General features: G+C 61.2%; 18 protein-coding genes. 10 read left to right on the plus strand and 8 right to left on the minus strand.

Annotated elements, in window-relative coordinates; genetic code table 11:
- Positions 1-93: 93 nt before the first annotated feature.
- From AC1DXO_RS14185 to AC1DXO_RS14205, 5 genes are all read right to left on the minus strand, one after another.
- On the minus strand, positions 94-4,257 hold the full coding sequence (locus AC1DXO_RS14185; RefSeq protein ID WP_476978818.1) for a cadherin-like domain-containing protein: 4,164 nt from the start codon (positions 4,255-4,257) through the stop codon (positions 94-96).
- Positions 4,258-4,448: 191 nt separating this feature from the next.
- Positions 4,449-5,207, minus strand: a complete 759-nt coding sequence (gene kduD, locus AC1DXO_RS14190) for a 2-dehydro-3-deoxy-D-gluconate 5-dehydrogenase KduD (protein WP_476978819.1) — start codon at positions 5,205-5,207, stop codon at positions 4,449-4,451.
- A gap of 52 nt (positions 5,208-5,259) precedes the next feature.
- Positions 5,260-6,108: a 5-dehydro-4-deoxy-D-glucuronate isomerase gene (gene kduI, locus AC1DXO_RS14195; protein ID WP_476978930.1), complete on the minus strand. Its 849-nt coding sequence runs from the start codon at positions 6,106-6,108 to the stop codon at positions 5,260-5,262.
- Between the two features lie 71 nt (positions 6,109-6,179).
- Positions 6,180-7,592: a glucuronate isomerase gene (uxaC, locus tag AC1DXO_RS14200; protein WP_476978820.1), complete on the minus strand. Its 1,413-nt coding sequence runs from the start codon at positions 7,590-7,592 to the stop codon at positions 6,180-6,182.
- A gap of 223 nt (positions 7,593-7,815) precedes the next feature.
- Positions 7,816-8,979, minus strand: a complete 1,164-nt coding sequence (locus AC1DXO_RS14205; protein ID WP_476978821.1) for a LacI family DNA-binding transcriptional regulator — start codon at positions 8,977-8,979, stop codon at positions 7,816-7,818.
- A gap of 178 nt (positions 8,980-9,157) precedes the next feature.
- On the opposite strand from AC1DXO_RS14205, the gene AC1DXO_RS14210 reads away from it, so the two are divergent.
- The 4 genes from AC1DXO_RS14210 to AC1DXO_RS14225 all read left to right on the plus strand — a co-directional run bounded on the left by AC1DXO_RS14210 (position 9,158) and on the right by AC1DXO_RS14225 (position 14,458).
- Entirely contained in the window at positions 9,158-10,693 is a 1,536-nt protein-coding gene (locus AC1DXO_RS14210; RefSeq protein WP_476978822.1) for a UxaA family hydrolase, read from the plus strand.
- A complete protein-coding gene (locus AC1DXO_RS14215; RefSeq protein WP_476978823.1) occupies positions 10,690-12,129 on the plus strand; it encodes a mannitol dehydrogenase family protein in 1,440 nt (479 codons plus the stop codon). The genes AC1DXO_RS14210 and AC1DXO_RS14215 overlap by 4 nt, the downstream gene beginning before the upstream one ends.
- A 136-nt stretch (positions 12,130-12,265) precedes the next feature.
- On the plus strand, positions 12,266-13,615 hold the full coding sequence (locus AC1DXO_RS14220) for a pectate lyase family protein (protein ID WP_476978824.1): 1,350 nt from the start codon (positions 12,266-12,268) through the stop codon (positions 13,613-13,615).
- A gap of 9 nt (positions 13,616-13,624) precedes the next feature.
- On the plus strand, positions 13,625-14,458 hold the full coding sequence (locus AC1DXO_RS14225) for an alpha/beta hydrolase family protein (protein ID WP_476978825.1): 834 nt from the start codon (positions 13,625-13,627) through the stop codon (positions 14,456-14,458).
- A gap of 281 nt (positions 14,459-14,739) precedes the next feature.
- On the opposite strand, the gene AC1DXO_RS14230 is transcribed toward AC1DXO_RS14225, so the two are convergent.
- Both AC1DXO_RS14230 and AC1DXO_RS14235 read right to left on the minus strand, forming a co-directional pair.
- Positions 14,740-15,336 (minus strand): class I SAM-dependent methyltransferase, encoded by a 597-nt coding sequence (locus tag AC1DXO_RS14230; protein ID WP_476978826.1) that lies wholly within the window; start codon positions 15,334-15,336, stop codon positions 14,740-14,742.
- A gap of 6 nt (positions 15,337-15,342) precedes the next feature.
- A complete protein-coding gene (locus tag AC1DXO_RS14235) occupies positions 15,343-16,926 on the minus strand; it encodes a carboxylesterase/lipase family protein (protein ID WP_476978827.1) in 1,584 nt (527 codons plus the stop codon).
- Positions 16,927-17,065: 139 nt separating this feature from the next.
- On the opposite strand from AC1DXO_RS14235, the gene moaA reads away from it, so the two are divergent.
- From moaA to AC1DXO_RS14255, 4 genes are read left to right on the plus strand one after another with little or no spacing between them, the layout of a single operon-like run.
- Positions 17,066-18,085 carry a GTP 3',8-cyclase MoaA gene (gene moaA, locus AC1DXO_RS14240; protein ID WP_476978828.1) on the plus strand — a complete coding sequence of 340 codons (1,020 nt, stop codon included), beginning with the start codon at positions 17,066-17,068 and terminating at the stop codon, positions 18,083-18,085.
- On the plus strand, positions 18,086-18,655 hold the full coding sequence (moaB, locus tag AC1DXO_RS14245) for a molybdenum cofactor biosynthesis protein B (protein WP_476978829.1): 570 nt from the start codon (positions 18,086-18,088) through the stop codon (positions 18,653-18,655). It begins immediately after the preceding gene.
- A gap of 17 nt (positions 18,656-18,672) precedes the next feature.
- On the plus strand, positions 18,673-19,926 hold the full coding sequence (locus AC1DXO_RS14250; protein ID WP_476978830.1) for a molybdopterin molybdotransferase MoeA: 1,254 nt from the start codon (positions 18,673-18,675) through the stop codon (positions 19,924-19,926).
- Positions 19,926-21,620 carry a bifunctional protein-serine/threonine kinase/phosphatase gene (locus AC1DXO_RS14255; protein WP_476978831.1) on the plus strand — a complete coding sequence of 565 codons (1,695 nt, stop codon included), beginning with the start codon at positions 19,926-19,928 and terminating at the stop codon, positions 21,618-21,620. Before AC1DXO_RS14250 ends, AC1DXO_RS14255 begins: the two co-directional genes overlap by 1 nt.
- Before the next feature lie 82 nt (positions 21,621-21,702).
- On the opposite strand, the gene AC1DXO_RS14260 is transcribed toward AC1DXO_RS14255, so the two are convergent.
- Positions 21,703-22,569 (minus strand): oxidoreductase, encoded by an 867-nt coding sequence (locus tag AC1DXO_RS14260; protein WP_476978832.1) that lies wholly within the window; start codon positions 22,567-22,569, stop codon positions 21,703-21,705.
- Between the two features lie 90 nt (positions 22,570-22,659).
- Between AC1DXO_RS14260 and AC1DXO_RS14265 the strand changes: the two genes are divergently transcribed.
- Together AC1DXO_RS14265 and AC1DXO_RS14270 are read left to right on the plus strand one after the other, a co-directional pair.
- Entirely contained in the window at positions 22,660-23,571 is a 912-nt protein-coding gene (locus tag AC1DXO_RS14265) for a LysR substrate-binding domain-containing protein (protein WP_476978833.1), read from the plus strand.
- A gap of 388 nt (positions 23,572-23,959) precedes the next feature.
- On the plus strand, positions 23,960-25,174 hold the full coding sequence (locus AC1DXO_RS14270; protein ID WP_476978834.1) for a serine hydrolase domain-containing protein: 1,215 nt from the start codon (positions 23,960-23,962) through the stop codon (positions 25,172-25,174).
- Positions 25,175-25,310 lie beyond the last annotated feature (136 nt).

Below are 25,310 nucleotides of genomic sequence, written 5' to 3' on the forward strand. Positions count from 1 at the left end.
CGCCTTACCCGTGACACCAAAAAACTGATGTCACAGGGATAACGTACGGCCGTCGCCATGTCGATTCGAATCCGCCTGCGGGTTTCCTACGCCTCAGAGGGAGCCGACGAAGCTGAGGGCGTCCAGTAAGCCGGTGTCGGTTGCCACGGTATTGAGCAAGGTGATGCTGTCGCCATTGTGCGTCATAATGACGGTGCTGTTGCCCGACTGCGTAATGGTGGTGTGGTCCAGGTCGTCATCGATCAGCAGGATGTCGCCCTGGCTGGCATCGAAGTCAGTGAGGGTGTCGGCTCCGAAGCCGCCCATGAAGTAGAATCGGTCGGCGCCCAGCCCGCCGGTCAGGTGATTATTGCCCGCATTGCTGATGATGTCATTGTCCAGCGCGTTGCCGGTTCCGTCGATGGCGGCGCTGCCGACGAGGTACAGGAGTTCGACATAGGCGCCGAGCTGGGTTGTTACCGAACTGCGCACCTGATCATAGCCGCCATCGGCATATTCACGTATGCGGTCGCCGACATTGTCGATATAGTAGCTGTCACTACCCATTCCGCCGGTCATGAGATCGGCCCCGTGCCCGCCGTCCAGTGTGTCGTTGGACAGGCCGCCGCTCAGGGTGTCGTTGCCGTCCGCGCCATACAGGGCATCGCTGCCGGCGCCACCGGTCATGACATTGCCCAGGCTATTGCCGTAAGCGGTTACGCCGGAAGCCGTGTTGATGGTCAGGTTCTCGACATAGTCGTCCATGCTGTAATTGGCGGTGACATAGACGATATCGATGCCGCCATCGTTCGTTTCGGTGATGCGATCGTGGTTGCTGTCGACATAGTATTTGTCGTCTCCTGCGCCGCCGATCAGGGTGTCGTTGCCCAGGCTGCCATTCAGGCTATCGTTACCCCCGCCACCGGTGAGGATATTGTTACCGCTATTGCCGGTGAGGCTGTTGGCGAGATCGTTGCCTGTGCCATTGACAGGGTTGCCGCCCGTAAGGACCAGGTTCTCGATAGTGTCGCTCAGGCTATAGGTGACGGAAGCGCGAACCGTGTCGATACCGCCGGCATCGGCTTCGACGACAGAGTCGCCGAGATTATCGACATAATAGAGGTCGTCGCCATTGCCGCCGGTCATGGTGTCAAGGTTCTGTCCGCCATTCAGCGTATCGTTGCCGTCGCCGCCGATAAGGGCGTTTTTGCCGCTATTGCCTGTGATGACATTGGCAAGCGCATTGCCGTTGCCGTCAATGTCGGTCGCGCCGCTCAGGATCAGGTTTTCGACGTGGTCTGACAGTGTGTAGGATATATAGGCGCGAACCGTATCGGTACCGGCGGCATCCACTTCGATCACCGAGTCGCCGATCGCATCGACATAGTACAGATCATCGCCATTGCCGCCCGTCATGGTATCGAGATTCGATCCGCCGTTCAGCGTATCGTTTCCATCGCCGCCGACGAGGCCGTTTCGGCCGCTGTTGCCGGTGATGAGGTTGGCGAGTGCATTGCCCGTGCCGCTGATACCCGTCGTGCCGGCCAGGGTCAGGTTTTCGAAGTTGACGATCAGGGTCCAGTCGATCGTCGCTATGACGGTGTCGATGCCGCCATCGTCCGGATCTAGATTACCCTGTTCGGAGGCCAGATCGCCGATATCGTCGACATAGTAGGTGTCGTTTCCGGCCTGGCCGTACATCGTGTCGGCGCCCGCCATGCCGTTCAGCACGTTATTGCCGATGTTACCGACCATGAAATTGTTGGCGTCATTGCCGATCCCCTTGAGATCGTCCGCTCCCGCCAGCTCGAGGTTTTCAATATTGGCGCCGAGCCTGAAGCTTATAAGCGACACGATCGTATCATTGCCGCCGGCGGCGTCTTCGCGTACGCGATCGCCCGCATTGTCGACATGGTAATAGTCGCTGCCCGTTCCGCCCGACAGGGTATCGGCGCCAAGGCCGCCGTCCAGCACATTGTTGCCGCTGTTGCCGGTCAGGCTGTTGTTCAGGTCGTTGCCGGTGCCCGTGAGCGCGCTGCCGGTCAGCACCAGGTTTTCAAACCGGCTGTCCAATGTCCAGTTGACGGCGCAGAACACCGTATCGTTGCCGCCGGCATCGACGCCCGGCGTGGCGCTTTCCGAAACAAGGTCCTCCAGATTATCGACAAAGTAGCTGTCGTCGCCGGCGCCGCCATACAGGCTGTCCTTGCCACTGCCGCCGTCGAGGCGATCATGGCCCGCATTGCCGCGTAGAGTGTCGTCGCCGTCCGCACCCTTCAGCGTATCGTTGCCGTCATTGCCGATAAGCGTGTTGACGCCGCGGTTGCCGGTGATGACATTGTCGGAGGCATTGCCGCTGCCGTCGATGGCGGCGTCTCCAATCAGGATCAGGTTCTCGATATAGGTGTCCAGGGTGGCGGTCGTGGCGCTGCGCACCGTATCGATAACGCCGTCGACCGTCAGGTCGTGCTCGACCTCAACAGTATTGCCGTGACCGTCGCTGACCGTATAGGTCAGGGTCAGGTCGCCGCGGAAATTGGTGGCCGGCGTGATGGTGAAGGTGCCGTCGTGGTTATCGACAGCGCTACCGTGGTCGGCGGAAATGGCGGTAATCTCCAAATCATCGCCATTGATATCGGTTACACCGGTCAGCAGGTCGGGCGCGGAAACCAGATAGTCCATGTCTTCGGTGGCATGGGTCAGAACAGCCTGCGGCCCACCTAAGACGGGCGCGCGCTGGGCGGCGTGGACCGATTTCAGAATATCGAATGCATCGGTAACCGGGTTCAAATCCTCATCGAAGGCAAAACCGGTCCAGGCCATCAGGTAGTCGCCGTCGGGTAGGCCGACCACGTCGTGCAGCAGGCTGATGCCGATGGGCGACGATACCAGCGTTTCATCATCGACCGGTTGGCCGGCGGCATCGTAGCGCTGGATATAGACGTCGAAAAACATGTGAAAGGTTTCACTCCAGCTCAGCCATGAGACGACGTAGCCGCCGTCGCTGAGGGCCGCGACCTTGCCGAAGATTTGTTGATTGGTGGTCGGCGAGTTGACTGCCGTCTCGTCGCCTACCTTTTGGCCGTCGGCATCGTAACGCTGCAGATAGACATTCGAGTCCTCGATATCGGTCCCCGACCAGGTCACGACGTAGCCGCCATCGGTCAGTGTGGCGACACTCGCCAGGCCCTGATCGCCGTACCTTACGGAATTAATCAGGGTTTCATCGCCGACCTTGTGGCCGTCGGAGTCGTAACGCTGGGCAAAGACATCGGTTCCGGTGGCGATGTCGCCGCCCATGAGGCTGTCAGAGGGTGAAGCGACGTCACCTTGCCAGACGACGATCCAGCCGCCGTCGGCAAAGGCGGACACGGTAGCGTGGGTCTGGTTGCCATCCGTGACAGTATTGACCACGGTCTGTACGCCGTCCTTTTCGCCGTCGGCGTCGAAACGCTGCATAGCAATATCGCCGTCCGTGACCCACGTCACCAGGAAACCGCCATCATGGAGCGTCGTGACCTGGGGCTCGGTTTGATCGCTTTCGGCTGTGGCATTTACCTGAACCGGGTCACCTATGGCGACGCCATCGCCGTCAAATTGCTGGATATAGATGACCGAAGGACTGCCCTCGGCAGACTGGGTCTGCCACGCAACAACGACGTTGTCGTCGGCCAGGACGGTAATACTGGCGGCCTGGCCGATCAAATCACCCGCGCCTGAATCGCTGGCAACCTGAATTTCCGCGCCCTGAGCGACGCCCGCGGCATTGTACCTTTGCATGTAAACGCCCTGGTCGTCGGGGTCACCCTCTTCGTCCGGTGCAGAAATCCATGTGATAACGTAGCCGCCGTCGCTGAACACGGCGATATCGGGTGACATTTGACTGCCGGGAGTCGTGGTATTGACGACAACGCTCGGCCCGGCGCTCAGCTCCGGCAGGAAGTAGATGGTATTGTCGACGTTCAGTGTGCCGCCACGCCCGTCGCTGATCGTATAGTTCAGATCAACCAGGCCTTTATAGCCTTCGTCGGGCGTGACCAGATAGGTGCCATCAAGGTTGTCGGTGATCGTGGCGTGCTCAGCATGCAGATCGATAACGCTGAGTGTATCGCCATCTGGGTCGATATAACCAACCAGCAGATCGATCGCCGTGACCGTATAGGGATGGCCGGCATGGGCGCCGCGAAAAAGTGTCGTCTCGCCATTATAGACCGGGGCCTGGTTGGCCAGGGGCGTACCGTTGATAGAACCGGCGTTGAGGGCATTTTTGGGCTTCATGGCGAACTCTTTCTGAGACGGGACGCACTATGTCCCGGATACGTAGAAAGATGATTTACCGATGAAGTCTCAAAATTTCATAAAAATATAAATAATTCAATATATTAATAGTGAATTAAAGTTAAGGTTGTGGTGATATTTGCCCGTTGGACAAAACTCCGGTGACACGGAACGCCGCCGGAGTTTCGCAACTATCGGGCGAGCCAGCCGCCGTCCACGGGGATGATGGCGCCGTTGACATAGTCGGACGCGCTTGCTGCCAGGAAGATCGCCGTGCCGCCGAGATCGGCCGGCACGCCCCACTTGCCGGCCGGGATGCGATCGAGAATGGCCTTGGAGCGGTCCTCGTCGGCGCGCAACTGGGCCGTATTGTCGGTCGCCATATAGCCAGGCGCGATGGCATTGATATTGATGCCCTTGGCGCCCCATTCATTGGCCAGCAGGCGGGTGATGCCGGCAATGCCCGACTTCGACGCCGTATAGCTGGGGACGCGGATACCGCCCTGGAAGGACAACATCGAGGCGATGTTGATGATCTTGCCATAGCCCTTGGCGATCATATGCTTGCCGGCGGCCTGGGCCATGAAGAAGGCGCCCTTGATATTGACGTTCATCACGTCGTCCCAGTCCTTTTCGGAGAAGTCGACGGCGTCGGCGCGGCGTATGAGGCCCGCATTATTGACCAGGATGTCGAGCCCGCCGAGGCCGGCCACGGTTTCGGCGGCGATGCGCTCAACCGGCTCGATGCTCATCAGGTTGGCGTCGATATTGAGGAACCTGCGGCCCAGGGCGCGGACCTTGTCACCCGTTTCATCGGCCGGGACGATTCCGGCCGCGGCAATGTCGGCGCCGGCCTCTGCCAGAGCCAGGGCAATACCCTGACCCAGGCCGGTATTGGCGCCCGTGACCAGGGCGACCCGGCCGGTAAGATCGAACATGGAAGTCGGCATTTTCGTTTGTCCCGTATTTAAGGCGGCCTTGGACCGCTCTGTTTTTGGTGAATTATGCGAGCTGACAGATATCGAGCACCTTCATGTCGGTGTAGTCGAGATTCTCACCGCCCATGGCCCAGATAAAGGCGTAGTTGCTGGTCCCGGCGCCCATATGGATCGACCACGGCGGCGACACCACGGCTTCGTTGTTCTGCATGACGATATGGCGCGCCGCATCGGGCTCGCCCATGAAGTGGAAGACGCGATCATTGGCGCCGAGATCGAAGTAGAAATAGACTTCGGAGCGGCGGTCGTGCAGGTGCGGCGGCATGGTGTTCCACACCGAACCCGGCGCCAGTATGGTCAGGCCCAGCAACAGCTGGCATGACTTGGCGGTGGTCGGGACGATATACTGGTAGATGACGCGCTGGTTCGAGGTTTCGAGTGCGCCGCGTTCCAGCGGCACAGCCTGGCCGATCGAGATTTTCACCGTCTCGTAGCGCGCATGGGCCGGAGTCGAGGTCAGGTAGAAGAGGGCCGGATTGGCGGCGTCCTTCGAGGTGAACAGGACTTCGGCCGTGCCCATCGGAATATAGAGGCCGTCCTTCAGATCGAGGTCGTAGACCGTACCGTCGACGGTCACCTGACCTGCGCCGGAACCGACATTGATCACGCCCAGTTCGCGGCGTTCCAGGAAGGGGTGACCGGCGGCCGAAGCGGGTTCGGTCTGGTCAGGCAGCTTGATCGTCGTGTTGACGGGGGCAGCGCCACCGATCACGAAACGCTCAAAATGCGTGTAGTTGAGCACGATGGCGTCCGGTTCGAACAGCCCGCCGACATGATACTTGTCGCGCAGGTCCTGCGTGCCGGCGCCCTGCATCATGTCGGGATGAGTGGCGTGGTAGATCTTGCGGTACAGCGAATTCTGGCACATCGAGGCAGGCTCCATTTTTGATCATTTACGATCAATTTATTGCATATTCGCTCTCTTTAGAGCTTATAGGCGGCTTTGGGAAGGTTGTAGGTCAAATCTTTTATGACCTGCGCCGCATCGTCCAGTTCCAGACGGTGTTCGCAGACCAGGCGGGCCAGGAAGTTGGCGTCGACGCGGCGGGCGACGTCGTGGCGCGCCGGAATCGACAGGAAGGCGCGCGTGTCGTCATTGAAGCCGACCGTATTGTAGAAGCCTGCCGTTTCGGTAACCTGCTCGCGGAAACGCGTCATGCCCTCGGGGCTGTCATGGAACCACCACGATGGACCGAGCTTCAGGATCGGATAGTGGCCGGCCAGCGGCGCCAGTTCGCGGGCATAGCTGGTTTCGTCCATGGTGAAGACGATGACGGTCAGGTTCTTTTCATTACCAAACGCATCCAGCAGAGGCTTGAGGTCATGGACATAATCTACCGGTAGCGGGATATCGCAGCCCTTGTCGCGGCCGTAGGTCTCAAAAACCTTGAGATTGTGATTGCGATAGGCACCGGGGTGGATCTGCATGGTCAGGCCGTCGTCCAGGCTCATCCGCGCCATCTCGGTCAGCATCTGCGCACGGAACAGCTCGGCGTCTTCGGCCGTCACGTTCGGACCGGTGACGCGGCGGAACAGGGCTTCGCTGTCGGCAGGGGACAGGTTGGCGGTCCTGGCGGTCAGGTGGCCGTGATCGGTCGAGGTCGCGCCGTGCTTCATAAAGACATCGCGGCGGATGCGGTGGGCGCGCAGATAGCCCGTCCAGTCATAGACGTCCTCGCCGGTCAACTCACCGAACTGCTTCAGCTTGTCATGGAAATCCTCGTGTTCCGGGTCGATGACCGAATCCGGGCGATAGGCCGTGACAACGCGGCCTTTCCAGCCGGAGTCCTTGATTTTCTGATGGTGTTCCAGGGTATCGGTCGGGCCCTCGGTGGTCGCCAGCAATTCGATATTGAAACGTTCGAACAGGGCGCGCGGGCGATAGGCGTCCGACGCCAGCAACTCGCCGATACGGTCGAAATAAAAGTCGGCGGTCGATTCATCGAGCAAGACGTCGAAGCCCATGATCTGACCGAAGACGTGGCGCATCCACATCGAGGTCGGGGTGCCGCGGAACAGGTGCTGGTTCTGCGCGAAAATATGCCAGGCGGCGCGGGGATCGGCGTCCGATGGTCCGGCGCGCGAACCGACGCCGACCGCGCGCATATCGATGCCCTGCGAATAGAGCATGCGGTAGATGTAGTGGTCGGGCGCCAGGAACAGGGCGGTCGCATTCTCGAACGGCAGGTTATCGGCGAACCACGACGGGTCGGTATGGCCGTGCGGCGAGAGGATCGGAAAGTCTTTGATAAGGTTGTACAAATCGCGCGCGACGGCGCGCTGCGCCGGGTCGGACGAAAACAGGCGGTCCCCATTCAGGGACAAGGGCTTTGTCATAATGATAATACCAACGTTTTCAAGGCTTAGGCAGTTGTCCTGCTTATGTCCGCCCGAACTCCCTGGCAATATAGGTAACCGGTGTCATTGCAATTTACAACAAGATTCTGGCGGGGTTCGGAGCCGCTTTGGCGCGGTTATGCAGCGTTTCAGATGTGATTAGGTAGCGGCGAAGACTTTCGCCTGGAAAAAGCTTGTCTTGGCCCCTCTAATTTGGGCCCCCTTATTTTGGTCTTGGGCCCGACGAGCCGCGTACGACCAGGGACGAACTGAAGACGAATGTGCCGCCGGGCGCCTTGACGGCTTCGGGCGACATCAGGATTTCGACCGCCTTGTGCGCCATGTCGCGTGACGGCAGGCGGACCGTGGTCAGGGGCGGATTGATGCGCGTGGCGATGGCGGCGTCGTCGAATCCGATAATGGTCAGGTCGTCGGGGATCTTCAGCCCCATCTCGTAGGCGACCTTGTAGGCGCCCGCGGCCATCTCGTCATTGCTGCACATCAGGGCGGTCGGACGCGGCGCCGTCATAAGGATCCGGCGCGCGGCATCGTAGCCGGATTCAAAGCTGTAGTCGCCGTTGACGATGGCATTGGGCGCCAGGGTCAGGCCGTTGGCCTTCAGGCCGCGCTCGAAGCCGCCGCGGCGCTCGTGAGCCGATGGATAGGCCTGGTTGCCGCCAATGAAGCCGATATGCCGGTGCCCCAGGTCGAACAGATGCTGTGCCGCCTGTTCGCAGCCTTCGTAGTCGCGCGACACGACCTGCAGGCTGTCGATGGGTGGGTCGTTATCCATGCCCGACCGGGCGGTGATACGGACAAAGGGGACGTCGAGGTCTTCCATCAGGGCCAGCAGGCGGCGGTCCTCGGCGATCGGCGGCAGGATGATGACGCCGGACAGGCGCTGCAGTTCAACGAAATCGCGGATCTCGTCGAGGAAGGTGTCGCTGCGCCGGTCGCAGGGATGGACCACCAGTTCAGTGCCCGATCCGCGCAGTCCGTCCAGCGCGCCCATCTGCATATTGACGATGAAGGTGGCGTTGGGGTTGTCGTAGATCAGTCCCATTAGGAAGGAACGGCGAAAGGCGAGGCCGCGCGCCTGGGGGTCGGGGCGGAAGCCGACGCGGGCAATGATGTCATTGACGGCGTCGCGCGTTTCCTCGCGCACCGAAGGCGAATTGTTGATGACGCGCGAGACGGTCTTCTTCGACACCTGGGCAAGATGAGCGACGTCATTGATCGTCGCCTTCTTGCGGCGGCGGAGAAAGTCTTCGACAGGATCGTCGCTGGCGCGCAGGGGCATGGTGTCGGTCAGGCTCACAGTGTCGGCTTCGCCGTTGGCGGCGGCGAGGGGGCGTGCCAAAGAACGGGGTTGAGTCGGCCGGGTCATGAGCGGCCTGATCCTGCATTGCTAACGGGTTTTGACGCTTTCGCAAGGGGGCTGCCGCTGCGGGCGGCGCCCAATATTTTCCCCAACATCTTGCAAACCACCCCGGATTGGACTTATGACACCGGTTACCATAGTGCAAACAACAAAGGTTTGCACGTGTTTTCGAATAGGGATGTTTATGCCGGACGATCGGGCCAGTTGTGCGGGCTTGGGCGCGGGGGACGTGGCGCCGTCGGGCGTCTTGCGCGTCCATGAGCGCGACCATGTCGCCGTGGCGCTCGGCGATCTGCCGGCCGGCGCGTTTGTACAGGTGGGCGGGATCGAACTCGTACTGCGCGATGATGTGCCGAAGGGCCACAAGATTGCGCTGTATGATATCGCCGCCGGGGCCGAGGTCCTGAAGTTCGGCTTTGTCATCGGCAAGGCGTCGCGGGATATATTGGCGGGCGAACATGTCCATAGCCATAATCTGGTGACGGCCCTGACGGGAGTCGAGGCCTATCATTATGAGCCGGCGGGTGCGCCTTCAGCCGAAAGTAAGAACCCCTCATCTGGCACATTTATGGGTTATCGCCGGTCGGATGGCCGGGTCGGGATCCGCAATGAAATCTGGATCCTGTGCACGGTCGGCTGTGTGGCGCGGACGGCCGAGAAGCTGGCGCGGCAGGCCGATACGCGTTTCGCCGGCCGCGTTGACGGTGTCCATGCCCTGACCCACCCGCTGGGCTGTTCGCAATTGGGCGACGATCTCGACCATACGCGCAAACTGCTGGCCGCCCTGGCCATGCATCCCAATGCCGGTGGCGTCCTGATCATTGGCCTAGGCTGTGAAAACAACCAGTTGTCGGCCCTGCTCAAGGATATAGACCGCCCGGCCGACCGGCTGAAATATTTCGCCGCCCAGATGGTCGAGGATGAAGTCGAGGCCGGACTCGAGGCCCTGGAAGAGCTAGTCAAGGTCGTTGAACTGGACCGGCGCGAACCGTGCGGCATCGAAGACCTCAGCATCGGCGTCAAGTGCGGCGGTTCCGACGGCTTTTCCGGCCTGACCGCCAACCCTCTGGTCGGGCGCGTAGCCGATCGCGTCGCCTTTGGCGGCGGCCAGGCGATCATGACCGAGATCCCCGAAATCTTCGGCGCCGAGCGTCTGCTGATGGCGCGTGCGAAGGACGAGCACGTGTTCAACGGCGTCGTGTCGGTGGTCAACGATTTCAAGCAATATTTCCTCGACCACAATCAGCCGGTTTTCGAAAATCCGTCGCCGGGCAACAAGGCCGGCGGGATCACCACGCTTGAGGAAAAATCGCTGGGCGCCGTCCAAAAAGGCGGGACGTCGCCGCTCAACGAAGTGCTGCGCTATGGCGAGCGGGCGCATGAAAAGGGTTTGAGCTTGCTGGAAGCGCCGGGCAATGACGCCGTGTCGTCGACCGCCCTGACCGCGGCCGGTGCGGTCATCGTGCTGTTCACCACGGGCCGGGGCACGCCGCTGGGCTTTCCGGCACCCACCCTGAAGATTGCCTCCAACACGGCCCTGGCCGAAAAGAAGCCGCACTGGATCGACTTCGATGCCGGCCAGGCTTTGACGAAAGACCTTGATAGCGTTACCACGGACCTTATGGACCTGATCTTGCGCACCGCCTCGGGGCAACCGGCTTGCAACGAACGTAATGACGAGCGCGAAATCGCTATCTGGAAAAACGGAGTGACCCTGTGACGCGCCTATCCCTGTCTTCAGTTGCCCAAGCTGTTGCTGACCGTCCCGCCTATGATCCGGCTGCCCTGCAGTTGGGTGTCGTACATTTTGGCCCCGGCGCCTTTCACCGCGCCCACCAGGCGGCCTATCTCGATGCCCTGGCGGTGACCGATCCGCGTTGGGGCATTTGCGGCGTGTCGCTGCATTCGCCAGGTGTGCGCGATGCCTTGGAACCGCAGGACGGGCTTTACATCCTGGCGACGCTGGATGCCGAGATCGGCTATCGCGTCATCGGATCGATGCGCGAAGTCCTGGTCGGACCGGAAAATATCGCCGCCGTCATGGAGCGCCTCCAGGCCTGCGGCATAGTTACCTCGACCGTGACCGAAAAAGGCTACTGCCTGCTGCCCGACGGGAGGTTGGATTTCGACCATGCCGATATCGTCCATGATCTCAGCCTGCCTTCGGCGCCGAAATCGTTTATCGGCTATGTCGTCGAAGGTTTGCGTTTGCGTTATGCGGCGGGGGCTGAGCCCTTCGTGCTGATCCCGTGCGACAATCTGCCCAATAATGGCAGGCGCTTGAAGGCGGCGGTCGTGGCCTTCGCGGCCCAGGGCGATGCAGCCTTTGCGGCGTGGATTGAGGCCGGACTGCAATGCCCGTGCACCATGGTCGATTCGATAACGCCGGCGACCGATGACGCCTTGCGGACTCGGGTGGCGGGCGTGATCGGATTGGAAGACGCCTGGCCGATCCAGCGCGAAGCCTTTACGCAGTGGGTGATCGAGGACCATGTCCATGTCGGCGGGCCGGACTGGGCCAGCGTTGGCGTGACCCTGACCGACAATGTGCCGGCCTATGAACGCGCGAAACTGCGCCTGCTCAATGGACCGCATTCGACCCTGGCCTATGTCGGTTTGCACCGCGGTTATGAGACCGTATCGGAGGCCATGAAGGACGCGGACTTGGCCGGGTTGGTGCGTGACCTGATGCTGAACGATGTGGCGCCCTTACTGGAGGCTCCCAAAGGCATGGACCTGCCGGGCTATTGCGAAGCCATCCTGCAGCGCTTCCGCAATCCGGCGATCCGCCATCTGTTGTCGCAGATCGCCTGGGACGGGTCGCAGAAACTGCCGATCCGGATTTTGAGCTCGGTCAGTGAGGCCTTGGCCCAAGGTCGCGACATTGCGCGCCTGGCCATGCCCCTGGCGGCCTGGATGCGCTTTGTGCGCAAAAAGGCCGTGGCGGGCGAGGCGATTACCGATCCCCTGGCGACGGAGTTGCTGGCCCTGGGCGGTTCATGCGCAGACGACGTGTCGGATGTCGCGGCGTTTCTGGAGCTGCGGGTGGTGTTTCCGGAAAGCCTGGTGGCGGACGGTCGGTTCGTCACGGCCGTGGAAGCGGCCTATGAGAGTTTGCTGGCCGTGGAGGCGGGGCGCGAGACGGTGTCTGCCTGAGGTTCGGCGACACAGCGTAAGATAAACGGGGAGGGCAGGTACGTGCCGATACGCAGGTATGCCCCTCACCCTAACCCTCTCCCCGGCCTCGGCGGCAGCCAAAACGGGAAGAGGGAATAAAACAGGGAGTACAGGAATGAAAAAATTTATGGTTTTGGCGGGTGTAGCCCTACTGACAATGATACCGGTGTCATCGCAGGCGGTGACTGGAGCCAAGCCCGCCGCGACGCTCGATCGCGCCACCTATGACGTTGTCGGCTGGGCCAAGGATACGGTCGGCGGCAAGGGCGGGCGGATCATCAAGGTCACCAATCTCAATGAGAGCGGCCCGGGTTCGTTCCGCGAAGCCGTCGAGGCCGAAGGGCCGCGCATCGTCGTCTTCGAAGTCGGCGGCGTGATCGATCTCGACAGCAAATCAATGCGCATCAAGAACCCGTTTCTGACCATTGCCGGCCAGACGGCGCCGTCGCCCGGCATCACCTTCATCAAGGGCGAGTTCAACATCTCGACCCACGACATCATCATGCAGCACGTCATGATCCGTACCGGCGAGGCCGGTCACCCCAAGAAGAGCGGGTGGAACGCCGACGGCCTGTCGACCAATGGCGCCTATAATATCATCGTCGATCACTGCTCATTCTCGTGGGCGACGGACGAGAACCTGTCGGCCTCGGGACCGCGTTTCAAGGGCGCCGATATCTATGAATGGCGGCAGAACACCTCGCACAACATTACCTACAGCCACGACCTGGTCTATGAAGGCCTGCGCCATTCGACCCACGACAAGGGCGAGCATTCCAAGGGCGGTCTGATCCACGACAACGCCACGGGTATTCTGCTGTACGCCAACATGTATGCCTCGAACGAGGAGCGCAACGCGCTGTTCAAGGGCGGGGTCCACGCCGCCGAGATCAATTCGATGATCTATAATCCCGGCCAGAAGGCGATCCACTACAACCTGATCGGCCACGAATGGGAGACCCATTCGTTTGAAACCGGGATGATCACCCTGGTCGGCAATGTCTACCGCCAGGGCCCGGATACGGTGCCGTCGACGCCCCTGTTCAGCCTGGGCGGGGACGGCAGCGTCAGCCTGTATCTAAAGGACAATATCGCGGTCGATGTGGTCGGCCGACCGGTCGCCATGACGGGACGCTATACAACCGGTTCGGCGCAGATCATGATGGCGACGGCGCCCTACCTGCCCGACGATCTCAAGCTCGTACCGGCCAACCGGCTGGAAGACGAGATCTATGGAGCGGTGGGTGCGCGGCCGTGGGATCGCGACGATGTCGACTTCAAGATCCTGTCGGATGTGGCCGAAGGCCGCGGCGAAATCATTGATCAGGAAAGCCAGAACTACTACGGTTATCCGCAGTACAAGGCGACGGCGGCGCCGTTTGTCGAGGCCGAGTGGAATCTCGACGATATGAGCCCGAAGGCAGGTTGGGATTCGCTGTTTGCCAAATCCTACCCCAAACATTGAGGTGACAGCATGACGGCGGAACCGGGACGAATTATCTCGCTGGGCGAGGGGGCGGAGAACCGGTTCGAAGGCGAATGGCCAAATCGCGTGCTGAAAGTCGTTACACGGCCGGAACTGCATATCTACGGCGTGGCGTCACCGAAAGCGCGGGCCGTGGTCTGCGCCGGCGGCGGCTACACCTCGCTGGTCCACGACAAGGAAGGCGTCGAGGTGGCGCTGTGGCTCAACAAACTGGGCTATGAGGCCTGTGTGCTGGTTCATCGCTTGCCGGGACAGTCGGACGGCAGGGGCGGCGTGTGGCCGAAGGATATCGCCCTGACCGATGGCCTGGCGGCGCTGGATTTCTTAGCCGGAGCCGAAGGCGACCACTCAAAACATGCTGCGGGGGATCTGCCGCTGGTCTGGGTCGGTCTGTCGTCGGGCGGCCATATGGCTGGGGTCATGGCCTGTCAAAGCCATGTTCGTGCCCCGTCGGCCCTGATCGTCGCCTATGGCCCGGTCAATGCCAACCACAGGGACTACAAGGCGCCGGCCGGCAAGCCCGACTATCCGCCGGTCGAGAAACAGGCGTTTTATAACGATTGGCCGATCGGTATCACCGCCGAGCCCATGGGCGTGCCGAAATGTCCGGTGTTCCTGGCCTATGCGCTGCATGACACCTCAGTGCCGGTCGATCACGCTTTGAACTTTATCCGCACGGGTCGCGATCTGGCGCTCGATCTGGATGCCCATGTGTTCGGACTGGCGCCGCATGGCTTTGCCCTGCGTGATCTCGACGGGTCACAGGCTGACTGGCCGGGTCTGGCCGAACGCTGGCTGGCGCGGAAGCTGGGTCAGACCTGAAAAGATCGGGCAGCGGAACCTGTGCATATTTACCGCAGATTTCGCCGATTAACGCAGATTTTTCAGTGTGTTATTTGCAAATTTCAGTTTGAACAAGCACGTTGCGATCGCGAAGCGATCATTTTGATATCGCGACTGCCCTTTGACGGTGAAGGCTCTGAAAAATCTGCGTTAATCGGCGAAATCTGCGGTTCTCTTACTTAAGTCATGAAGCCACACCGCGTGGCGTCGTGGCGTCGTGGCGTCGTGGCGTCGTGTCGCGAGGCGCTGGCGACCAACGACTATTTCCTGGCCAGCAGATGCAGCCAGGTTGCCGGCCGACCGTCATAACTGTCACCATCTTCGTACGTGATGACGATATCTTGCCAATTCCCGGCCGCAGAAAGGGCGTTTCGCAGCCAGTCTTCCGAGGGAAAATTGTAATACCGGTTCAGAGAATCGCGTCCTTCCGCATCACCTGACTTGAAGCTGGCATAGAGCAGCCCGCCTGGAACAAGTGCGGCATGAATACGTTTTAAGACGTCGGTCAAGCCGGGGCGAGGAACGTGCAACAGGCTGGCCGACGCCCAGACGCCATCGTACGCATCATGATCACTGAGGTCGGAAGCCGCCATGACCTTAACCGGTGTTCCCAGTCTCAGTTCGGCCTGTCTTGCCATGGGAGCGGAGGCATCTGTCGCCGTTACGCTCAGTCCGAGGCTCCGCATGGCCAAGGCATCATGTCCGCCACCACAACCGATTTCCAACACCCGCGCACCGGAGGGTAGGCGATCCACGAAGGCCTTAAGGCGTATCGGGTCGGCGCCGGGAACGACCTGGGCGTAGACCTCAGCTTCGTCGTCGTAGAATCGAATCGTCTCAGCATCAAGCCCGGCCATGTCTCATCACGTCCCCTGCTGCACGAACGGTACCTTGGCGAACAGTTTGCGTTCTTCGCCGCGCGGGTCGAGGGCCAGGGTCGGTGTCAGGTTCATCAGCATGGTTTCGCGATCGGGCAACGAATAGGGCTTCCATTGTGGCAGGGCCGGGGTTTGCGGCGAACCCGTGCGCGCAAAGGCAATGAAGGCATCCGAGAACAGGTCGGCCATCCTCTGCGCCTCGGGCGAGTTGGTCGGTAGGCTGTCAGGTACCGCCGTGGTGCGGAAGACCAGCGGAATGTCGATCGTGTGCGGCGCGCCGAATTTACCGCCCTCTTTCGGTGAGGCCCAGTCGACCTGATAGGCATAGGTCACCGCGCCTGAGCGGGCGCGGGCTTCGTCTTCCTCGATGGCGCCGCGCCATGACCGGCCGGCCGTGGTGGCGGCGAAGAAGACGTCCGATGGCGACATGGCTGGGTACAGTTTGCGATAGGTGTCGATGACCAGGTAGGGGTCGATATCGACGCGGTATTGCGGCGGCAGCTTGGCCGGCAGTTCCTCCCAGGTCAGTTCGAAATTGTGCGGATCGCCGCCCAGGAAGCCGCGCGTTTCGTCGTGCGTATTGCCGATCATCATGGGTATGTCGTGGCTCTGCGCCGGCGCGTCGGGCCAGAAGGGATGGCGGAACAGCACGGTTTCATCGAGCACCGGCCCGAAATAGAGCCCGCCCGAACCGATCACGGGATCGCGCGTCTTCAACGCCGCGATGAGGTCGTCCATCGGCAGGGTCTGGATCGCAGTCAGGCCTGCCGCATCGGGCTTGAGATTGAGCGCATTGAGGAAGGCCACGGCGCGGGTGGTGGCATTGGTCGGCCCGGACGTCGTGACCTGCTGGCCGCTCATGGTCGCGGCGCGGTGAAAAAGGCCCTTGGCGGAAGGCGTCGCCATCATGGTGGCGATCTTGGCGCCGCCGCCCGATTGGCCAAAGACCATGACGCAGCCCGGATCGCCGCCGAAGCGGGTGATATTGTCACGCACCCATTCCAGCGCCAGATGCAAGTCCAACTGGCCGCAATTGCCGGAATGAGCCAGCTTATTGCCCACACCGAGTTGGCGTTCCAGACGCGCCAGGTATAGATACCCAAAAGCATTGAGGCGGTGGTTGACCGTGACCACGACGACGTCGCCGTGCGTAGCCAGGTTGGTGCCGTCGTACAGCGGATTGCCGCCGGAGCCGTTATTGTAGGCGCCACCGTGGATATAAAACATGACCGGGCGCTTTTTGTCGTCGGCGCGCGGTGTCCAGACATTGAGGAAAAGGCAGTCCTCGCTCTTTCCGTAAGCATCCGGCGTGTCGGATTGCGGCGACGCACTGCCATAGGCGATCGCAGCGTAGGGCTTGGTCCAGGACGTCGGCTTGACGGGCGGCTGGAAGCGCAGGGCGGTGCCGTAGCGCAGACCCAGAAAGACGTCGACGCCGTTGGTCGTGGCGCCGGTGACCGGGCCGTTGGTTGTGGTGACTGAGGGCGTGCGCGGTTTGGCGGACACCGGTGTCATGGCTGAGGCAGCGGCTAAGGTTGTGAGCCCCAGGAGGGCATGGCGGCGGTTCATGAGGGGCTCCCTGTGGGCGGACGCCTGGCCGGGTTACGCTCGTAAGATTACGGCCTGCAACCTGTTTGTTACCAGCTAAACTATAGGCAATTCAGGGTTTTGTCTTGAGATAATCGCGGCGTGCGACTAGGTTTATAGCATGAGTGCCGCAATACCCCTTATCGACGGTTTTGGCCGCCGTCTCAGCTATGTCCGGCTATCGGTGACCGATCGCTGCGACCTGCGCTGCACCTATTGCATGAGCGAGCAGCAGACCTTCCTGCCGCGCAAGGACCTGCTGACCTGGGAAGAGATGGAGCGGCTGAGCCTGTTCCTGATCGACAGCGGTGTCGAGCGCCTGCGCATTACCGGCGGTGAGCCCCTGGTGCGGCGCGGCGTGCTCGATTTCATGGCGCGGCTGGGCGAGCAGGTGCACGCAGGGCGGCTGAAGGAACTAAGCCTGACAACCAACGGCACCCTGTTGGAAGGTGCGGCGAAGCGGCTGGCCGAGGCCGGCGTGAAGCGCATCAATGTGTCGTGCGATAGCCTGAAGCCCGATGTTTTCAAACGCATTACGCGCGGCGGCGACCTGGCCAAGGTGCTGGGCGGCATCGAAGCGGCGCAGGGAGAAGGCATCCGCGTCAAGCTGAACGTGGTCGCGTTGGCCCAGGACAATCGCGCCGAACTACCCGACATCATCGCCTTTGCCCACGGCCGTGGCCTGGACGTGTCGCTGATCGAGACCATGCCGATGGGCGAGATCGCCGGCCGCGAAGAACAATATGTCTCCCTGGCCGACGTACTGGCCGAATTGCGCAGTTTCTGGCAGGTCGAGGCGACGGGCGAGCAGACCGGCGGGCCGTCGCGCTACTACCACGTGGCCGAGACCGGCGGGCGGCTCGGCATGATCACGCCGCTCAGCCATAATTTTTGCGATACGTGCAACCGGGTGCGGATTACCTGTACGGGTTTGCTCTATATGTGCCTGGGCCAGGACGATCACGTTAATCTGCGTGACGCCGTGCGCGAGGATACGAGCAATGAAGGTCTGCGGGCAGCGTTGGCCCAGGCCCTGGCGCACAAGCCCAGGGCGCACGAATTTTATATCGACCAGGCGGCGGGGCAGCGTCCGGAGCGGACCTATCGCCCGGCGCGCACCATGTCGCTGACCGGAGGATAGATGTCTGAGATAGACGAAAAGGATTTGGTCCATCTGGGTGGCGGGCGGATCGACCGCGAACGGCCGTTCAAGATGGTCAATATCGCCGTACTGACCGTGTCGGATACGCGCGACGAGGAAAGCGACACCTCGGGCGATATCCTGACCAGGCGCATTACCGCGGCGGGTCACCATGTGGCGGCGCGCGAGATCGTGCGCGACGATGTCCATGCCATCCGGACGGTGGTGAAAAACTGGACCAGCTCCGGCCTGGTCGACGCCATTGTGACGACCGGCGGGACGGGCATTACCGGGCGTGACGTCACGCCGGAAGCCATCGAGCCGCTGATGAGCAAGAAGATCGACGGCTTTTCGACCATCTTCCATATGCTGAGCTACCAGACCGTCGGACTGTCGACCCTGCAGTCACGCGCGACGGCCGGGATTGTCGACGGCGTCTTCGTCTTTTGCCTACCCGGGTCGAACGGCGCGGTCAAGGACGGCTGGGACAAGGTCATACGCTGGCAGCTCGATAGCCGCCACGGTCCATGCAACATGGTCGAGCTGATGCCGCGCCTGAACGAAGAATAGACAATGAGCGCTGACCGATGGATATGACCCCGGCGCCCGATCTGCCGATTTCGCCTTTTCTCGCCACCGTCGATGAGGCCGTGGCGCGGGTGCGCAGCGCCGCCCTGGCGGTGGGCGGCGAGAGCGTGCATCTGGCCAAGGCCCTGGGGCGGGTGGTCGCTGAGCCAGTCGTGGCCGGGCGCGATCAGCCTCCGTTTCGCGCCTCGGCCATGGACGGCTATGCGGCGCACGCGGCCGACCTGGTGGGCCAGACGGCGCCGGTCGCGCTGAAGGTTGTCGGGCGCAGCCAGGCGGGCAAGGGTTTCAAGGGCAAGGTGGCCTCCGGCTGCGCCGTGCGCATCTTTACCGGCGCACCCATGCCGGACGATTGCGACGCCATCATTCTGCAGGAATATACCGAAAACAACGACGGCAAGGTTTTGGTCGGCGCCGAGGGACTGATGCCACGCGCCAGTCATCTGCGCGACGCCGGGCAGGATTTCCGCTCAGGCGATCTGTTGTTGCCGGCCGGCGTGCGGCTCGACCCGTGGCGCCTGTCCCTGGCGGCCGCGGCCGGCTATGACCGTGTTACCGTGGCAGCGCGGCCGACGGTGGCCGTGCTGTGTACCGGCGACGAGCTGGTCCTGCCGGGGACCGAGCCGAAGGGCGACCAGATCTATGAATCGGCGTCGCACGCCCTGATCGCCCTGGTCCGGCAATGGGGCGGCAAGGCCAGCTATCTGGGAGTCGGCGAAGACAGCAAGAAGGCGCTGCTGAAGGCGGTGAAATCGGTCGAGGCCGACCTGATCGTCACTATCGGGGGCGCCAGTGTCGGCGATCTCGACCTGGTCAAGCCGGCGCTGGAAAAGCTCGGTTTCGCGGCGGCCTTTGACGGCGTCAAGGTCCGGCCGGGCAAGCCGACGGCCTTTGGCGTACTGGCCGACGGGCGGCGCGTGCTGAGCCTGCCGGGTAATCCGGCCTCGGCCTTCGTCATGGCGCAACTGCTGCTTAAACCGTGGATCGAGGCCAGTCTGGGTATGGCGGAGCGGTCGCTATATGTGAAGGCGGTGGCCCTGGGCGCCATCGCGGTTACGGGTCCGCGCGAAGCGTTTCTGCGCGGCAGCGTCGGTATATCCGATCACGGACGGATGCAGGTAACGCCCTTTGCCGATCAGGATTCGTCGCTGATCCAGGTCTTTGCCCGCGCCGACGGGCTGATCCGGCTGCGGGCCCACAGCCCGGCCGTGGCGGTCGGCGACCTGGTCGAAATCCTGCCATTGGATCGGCTGTAATGGCCATTGAGAAACTCAGAATCGCCTCGGGATTCGCCAGCGATATTGGCAAGCGCGACGACAACCAGGACTTTGCCGCGGCGTGCCTGGAAGACCTGCCGCGCCATCACGGCCTGGTCGCCGCGGTGGCGGATGGCGTCGGCGGCGCGCGCGGCGGACGCGTGGCAGCCGAGCTGAGCGTGCGCTCGTTTATCGACGACTATCTCAGCCAGAGCGACGCCCTGCCGCCGCGCAAGACCGCGGCGCGGGCGCTGGAAAGCATCAATCACTGGCTGTTCCAGCAGGGGCTGAAGGACGAGAAGCTGAAGGGCATGTCGGCCTGTTTCACCGGCATCGTCGTCAAGGGCCATCGCCTGCACAGTTTCCACGCCGGCGATACGCGCCTGTACCGGCTGCGCGACGGCAGTTTGAGCCTGCTGACCCGCGATCACAAGCCGGAAGGCGCCGAGGACACCCACTACATCACCCGCGCCGTCGGCATGGAGGAGTCGATCCGCATCGACTACCGGGTGCACGATGTGGCGGTCCACGACCGGCTGCTGCTGTCGAGCGACGGCGTGCACGGGCCGCTCAATCTCGGCCAGATGACGGAGATACTGAACGCGCGCGCAGCACCCGACGAGACGGCGCGCAAGCTGGTCGCCGACGCCTTGGACGCCGGTGGAACCGACAATGCCACGGCCATGGTGATCGACGTGGTCGAGCTGCCGCCGGTGACCTTGGAAGACCTCGACGCGGTCTTTGCCAGCCTGCCCATCGTGGCGCCGCCCGAGGTCGGCCAGGTGATCGACGGCTTCAAGCTGGAAGCGGTGCTGTCGGACAGCGACTACAGCCGGGTTTTCCGGGCGCGCGATTTGAAGGAACCCAGAAACGCCCTGCTGAAGTTTCCGCGCGACGACACCATAGGCAGCGAGGCGACGGCGCGCGCGGCCTTTGCGCGCGAGGCCTGGGTGGCCAGCCGGGTCCAGCACGTGTGGATCGGCGGGGTTCTGACCCTGCCGCCCAGGCGCCAGACCTGTCTCTATATCGCCCAGCCCTTCTATGAAGGCGAGACGCTGGAAAAGCGGTTGCTGCGCGGTGGCGTTGGACTGGTGGAAGGGCTGGACATCGCGCTGAAACTGACCAAGGCCATCGGCGCCCTCCACCGCGCCGGGATCATCCATCGCGATATCAAGCCGGAAAACGTCATCGTAACACCGGGCGGCGGGCTGAAGCTGATCGACCTGGGCGTGGCCCGGCTGCCGCATCTCGATGTGGCGCGTGACCTGGAACATGTGCCGGGCACGGCCAGCTACCGTGCGCCGGAGATGTTCGACGCTAACCGCGGCGACGAGCAGACCGATATCTTCGCCCTGGGCGTGACCCTGTACCGCATGTTCACGGGCGCCTATCCCTATGGCGAGATCGAACCCTTCGTCAAGCCGCGCATGGGCCGGCCGGAATCCCTGACGGTGAAGCGCAAGGATTTGCCGGCCTGGCTGGAGAACCTTATCTTTACGGCGATTGCGGTCGATCCGTCGGAACGTTTCCAGGACGGCTTCGAGATGGCCTATCAGCTCGAAAACGGCACACTGAGCACGATCCGGACCGTACGCCACCGCTCGTGGATCGAACGCCATCCGGAAAAGCTGTGGCAGGGCGTGTCGCTCGTATTGTTCGTGGTGCTGATTATCGTGGCGGCAATGAAGCGTTGATCCGCCAGTGGACTGCTCGAATGGAAGCTTTCCCAAGCTCGCCATTCGAACTCCCAGCCAGCAACCGGCCGAGACTCGGCACTCATGAACCAATCGGCCGGACCACAGCTTCTGGATAATTGGTCGTAACCCCCATTGCCCTATACCTGTTGATGTCGGCTACTCGCTCTGCATAGATGCGGTCGAGAACCTCATAGGCATCAGGCCCCAGGACCAACCGGCGGGGAGGGGAAGCGTCATCGACAACAGCGATCATCGCCTCCGCGGCTTTGACGGGATCGCCAGGCTGATGGCCAGCCTGACCATAAAGGAAGTCCTCAATGGGTGCGATAAGTGAGCGATATGCGTTGACTGAGCGATCTGGTCGCATGTTGACGTCACCAGCGAACTCCGTGCGGAAATTCCCCGGTTCCACCAGCGTAACATGGATGCCAAGCGACTTGACCTCGTCGGCAAGTGCTTCGCTCCAGGCTTCCAGGGCAAACTTCGATGCGCAGTAAGGGCCAAAACCACCGATCGAAATCAGACCGCCGATACTTGTGAGGTTCAGAACGTGCCCTGACCCTTGAGCCCGCATCGTCGGCAGCACTTCTCGTGTCATCTCAGCAGCGGCAAAAAAGTTGAGTTCCATCTGTTCCCGCAACTGCCCAAGCGAAAATTCTTCGACGGCACCTAGGGAGCCGCGGCCGGCAATATTTGCCAGTACGTCAATGCGGCTGTACGTGTCCAAAGCTTTAGCGATAGCTTGATGCCGCGCGCCAGCATCGGTGATGTCCAGCGGCATGGCAAGCACCCGTTCCGGCGCCATCGCCACCAGGTCCAACAAGGCTGGCTTCCGGCGAGCCGCTGCAATGACGCACTCACCGCGTAAGATAACGGCCTCGGCTAACGCCCGGCCGAAGCCCGACGAGGCACCGGTAATAAACCATACTCGGTCTGTCTTGCTCATATGAGATCTCCTTCTCGCTCAGAAAATCGCTTCGAGCCAAACCTTAGCTTTTCGATTGTGGCAAATAATCAGGCTAGTTTCGGAAAAGGTATGCGATATAATTCAGCAATGGACAGATTACTTCTTACCCATCTGCCTGTCATACTCGCCGTGGCACGAACAAAAAGCTTTGTGAGGGCGGGTGCTGAATTGGGGCTTGGCGCGTCAGCTGTGAGCCACGGCGTCAGGAGCGTCGAGGACCGGCTAGGCGTCACGCTATTTGCGCGAACAACGCGAAGCGTCAGCCTGACCGAGGCGGGCACAGCATATGTAGAAGGCGCCGAACGTGCGATTCAAGAGTTGGAGGGGGCGGCGGAGACAGTTAGGGCCGGACAGCAACAGGTGTCGGGTCTGCTACGGATTAACGTGCCGCACGTTGCTCTACACCTTGGATTGACGCCTATTCTCTTGGAGGCCAGCCGCCGCCATCCCCAATTGACCATTGAGGTTATTAGCGACGACGCGCTCACCGACGTTGTCGCGGAGGGCTTCGATGCTGGCATACGGTTGGGAGAGATGATCGCGCAGGATATGGTCGCCGTGCGTATGACCCCGCCATTGCGCGCGATTATCGCGGCGTCACCGGAATATCTTGCCAGGACCGGTACGCCTGCGAATTTCGACGAACTGCGGATGCACAACTGCATTGGCTACCGACTGTTGGGTTCAGGAGCGGTTTATGCCTGGGACCTGGATGACCAAGGCAAAGACATAAGATTGGCGGTTTCGGGCACTGTGCGCGTGTCGGATTCTTCTTATGCGGCGCAGTTGGCTGTCGCTGGACTCGGGATCGCCTATCTATTCGAGCAACTTATTGCCACCGAGCTTTCCGATGGGCGACTTGTCGAGATACTTCCGCAAGCGGCGATAACGGAGCCGGGATTATTTCTGTACTTCCCACAAAGAGCGGCAAGAGCTTCGAAACTTCGAGCGTTCTTGGACGTGATCCGCGATGTCACTTGATGATCGATTTTCGCTCGACGAGATTTTGGCTCTCCGGTGAAGTGCCAATATCCTAGAGCGCAATCCGATAAAGTGGACGCCACCGCACGGGCGGCCCCGTTTTCGGTTAAATTGCGCGACAAAACAAAAAGTTAGAGCGAAATGACGATTCTATCTAAAGTCATATCGCTCTAGCGGCGGGTACGAACTGAATGGTGCAGAAAATGTCTCTGCCCCCTGACCCATGGACGCTAATGTTGCCTTACAAGCCAAAAATTCCTTAAGCTGGCAGGTACACCGGCTGATATAGCCGATGCGATTTTGAAGATTTCTACACATTGCGACGACGATATCGCCATGATACCGGCCTGGTCGGCAAGGACACCTGAACCAATAATGGGGGACGAGAATGAAGGGCAGGTCAATAAGCGCCAGTACGCCGCTTCGGTTTGCGCGGTATTCGGCTGCGTTGATGGTTGCGACGCTCCTGGCGGCATCTGGTGCCTGTGACTCCGCCGCAAAGCCAGCCCCCAATGCAGGGCTTTACGCGGAAATCGAAGACGCCATAAACGTGGCCGCGGAAAAGACGCCGGGTCGCGCTGTATCGGTAGGAATCATCGAGAACGGGGAACTGGTTGCCCAGAAGCATTATGGCTCCACCGTCATCGGAAATGATGTCTTGCCGACGTCCCGGACCATCTACCCGATTGCGTCGATAACCAAAGTCTTGACGGGGATCATGTTTCTGCAATTGGTCGACCGAGGCGTCGTTCACCTTACCGACAGGGTTGACAAATATGTGCCGGAATTTGCGGACATTCCCAACCCCTACCCCTGGGCGCCCGGCGTTACCTTGATGCAACTCGCCACGATGACGTCCGGCATCGATGCTGACGATACATATCCTGCTCCGACGACCGGCAATGCGCTCCCTTGGGAGGACGCTCTGCCAGGGAGCTGGGATCAACGCCTGGCAGACAATATGAAGCACCACAGGTTCAGGTTCGAACCTGGCACCCGGCGCGCCTATTCCAATAGCGGTTACGCAATTCTTGGGCTCGCGCTCAGCAGGGCGGCGGGGCGCGCCTATGACGAGTATGTAGAGACGGAAATCCTCGAACCTCTGGGCATGCATGACACGAGCTTCGCTATTACCGAGGAGTCTTCGAAGCGATTTGCCTATGGTGACGAAACCGTGGCGCATCTGCCATCCTGGAAGAAGAGCCCCATGCTGCCCGCGGGTGGAGCCTTCTCGACCATGGAAGACATGCTAAAGCTGATGCGCTTCCAGATGGGCTTAGGGCCTGAGACAGTTCTGTCTCACGAAGCGCTCGACGACTCCTTCAGGCTTGTTGTGCCATCCGACGGAAATCTCGAATACGGCGACGCCATTGGTTTTGCTGCCGTGAGAAACCCCGACAGCGACCTGGTCTCAATAGGCCACGGCGGCAGGACCTGGTTCTTTAGCGGCTCATATCAATTCGACCGTGCCTCAAAAGCTGGAATTATCGTGTTCACAACGCACTGGAACGACGAATTCAAGCCGGAAGTTCGCCGATCACTGAAGAAGATGCATCCGGATAGTCACGGCGGTACCGGACTTGAGCCTCTGGAACATCATTGAACAGAAGCCGGGCTATTCCGGCGCGCTTTGTTCATAGCTCCCAAGGGGATGAACGCGTCGAACAAAGTGCAAATTCGTCGATAATTCCCTTCTCCCCTCGGACGCTAGGGTATGCACAAATCTGCTTGGTTTGAGT

The organism is Asticcacaulis sp. P2_C5 (genome assembly GCF_056404555.1).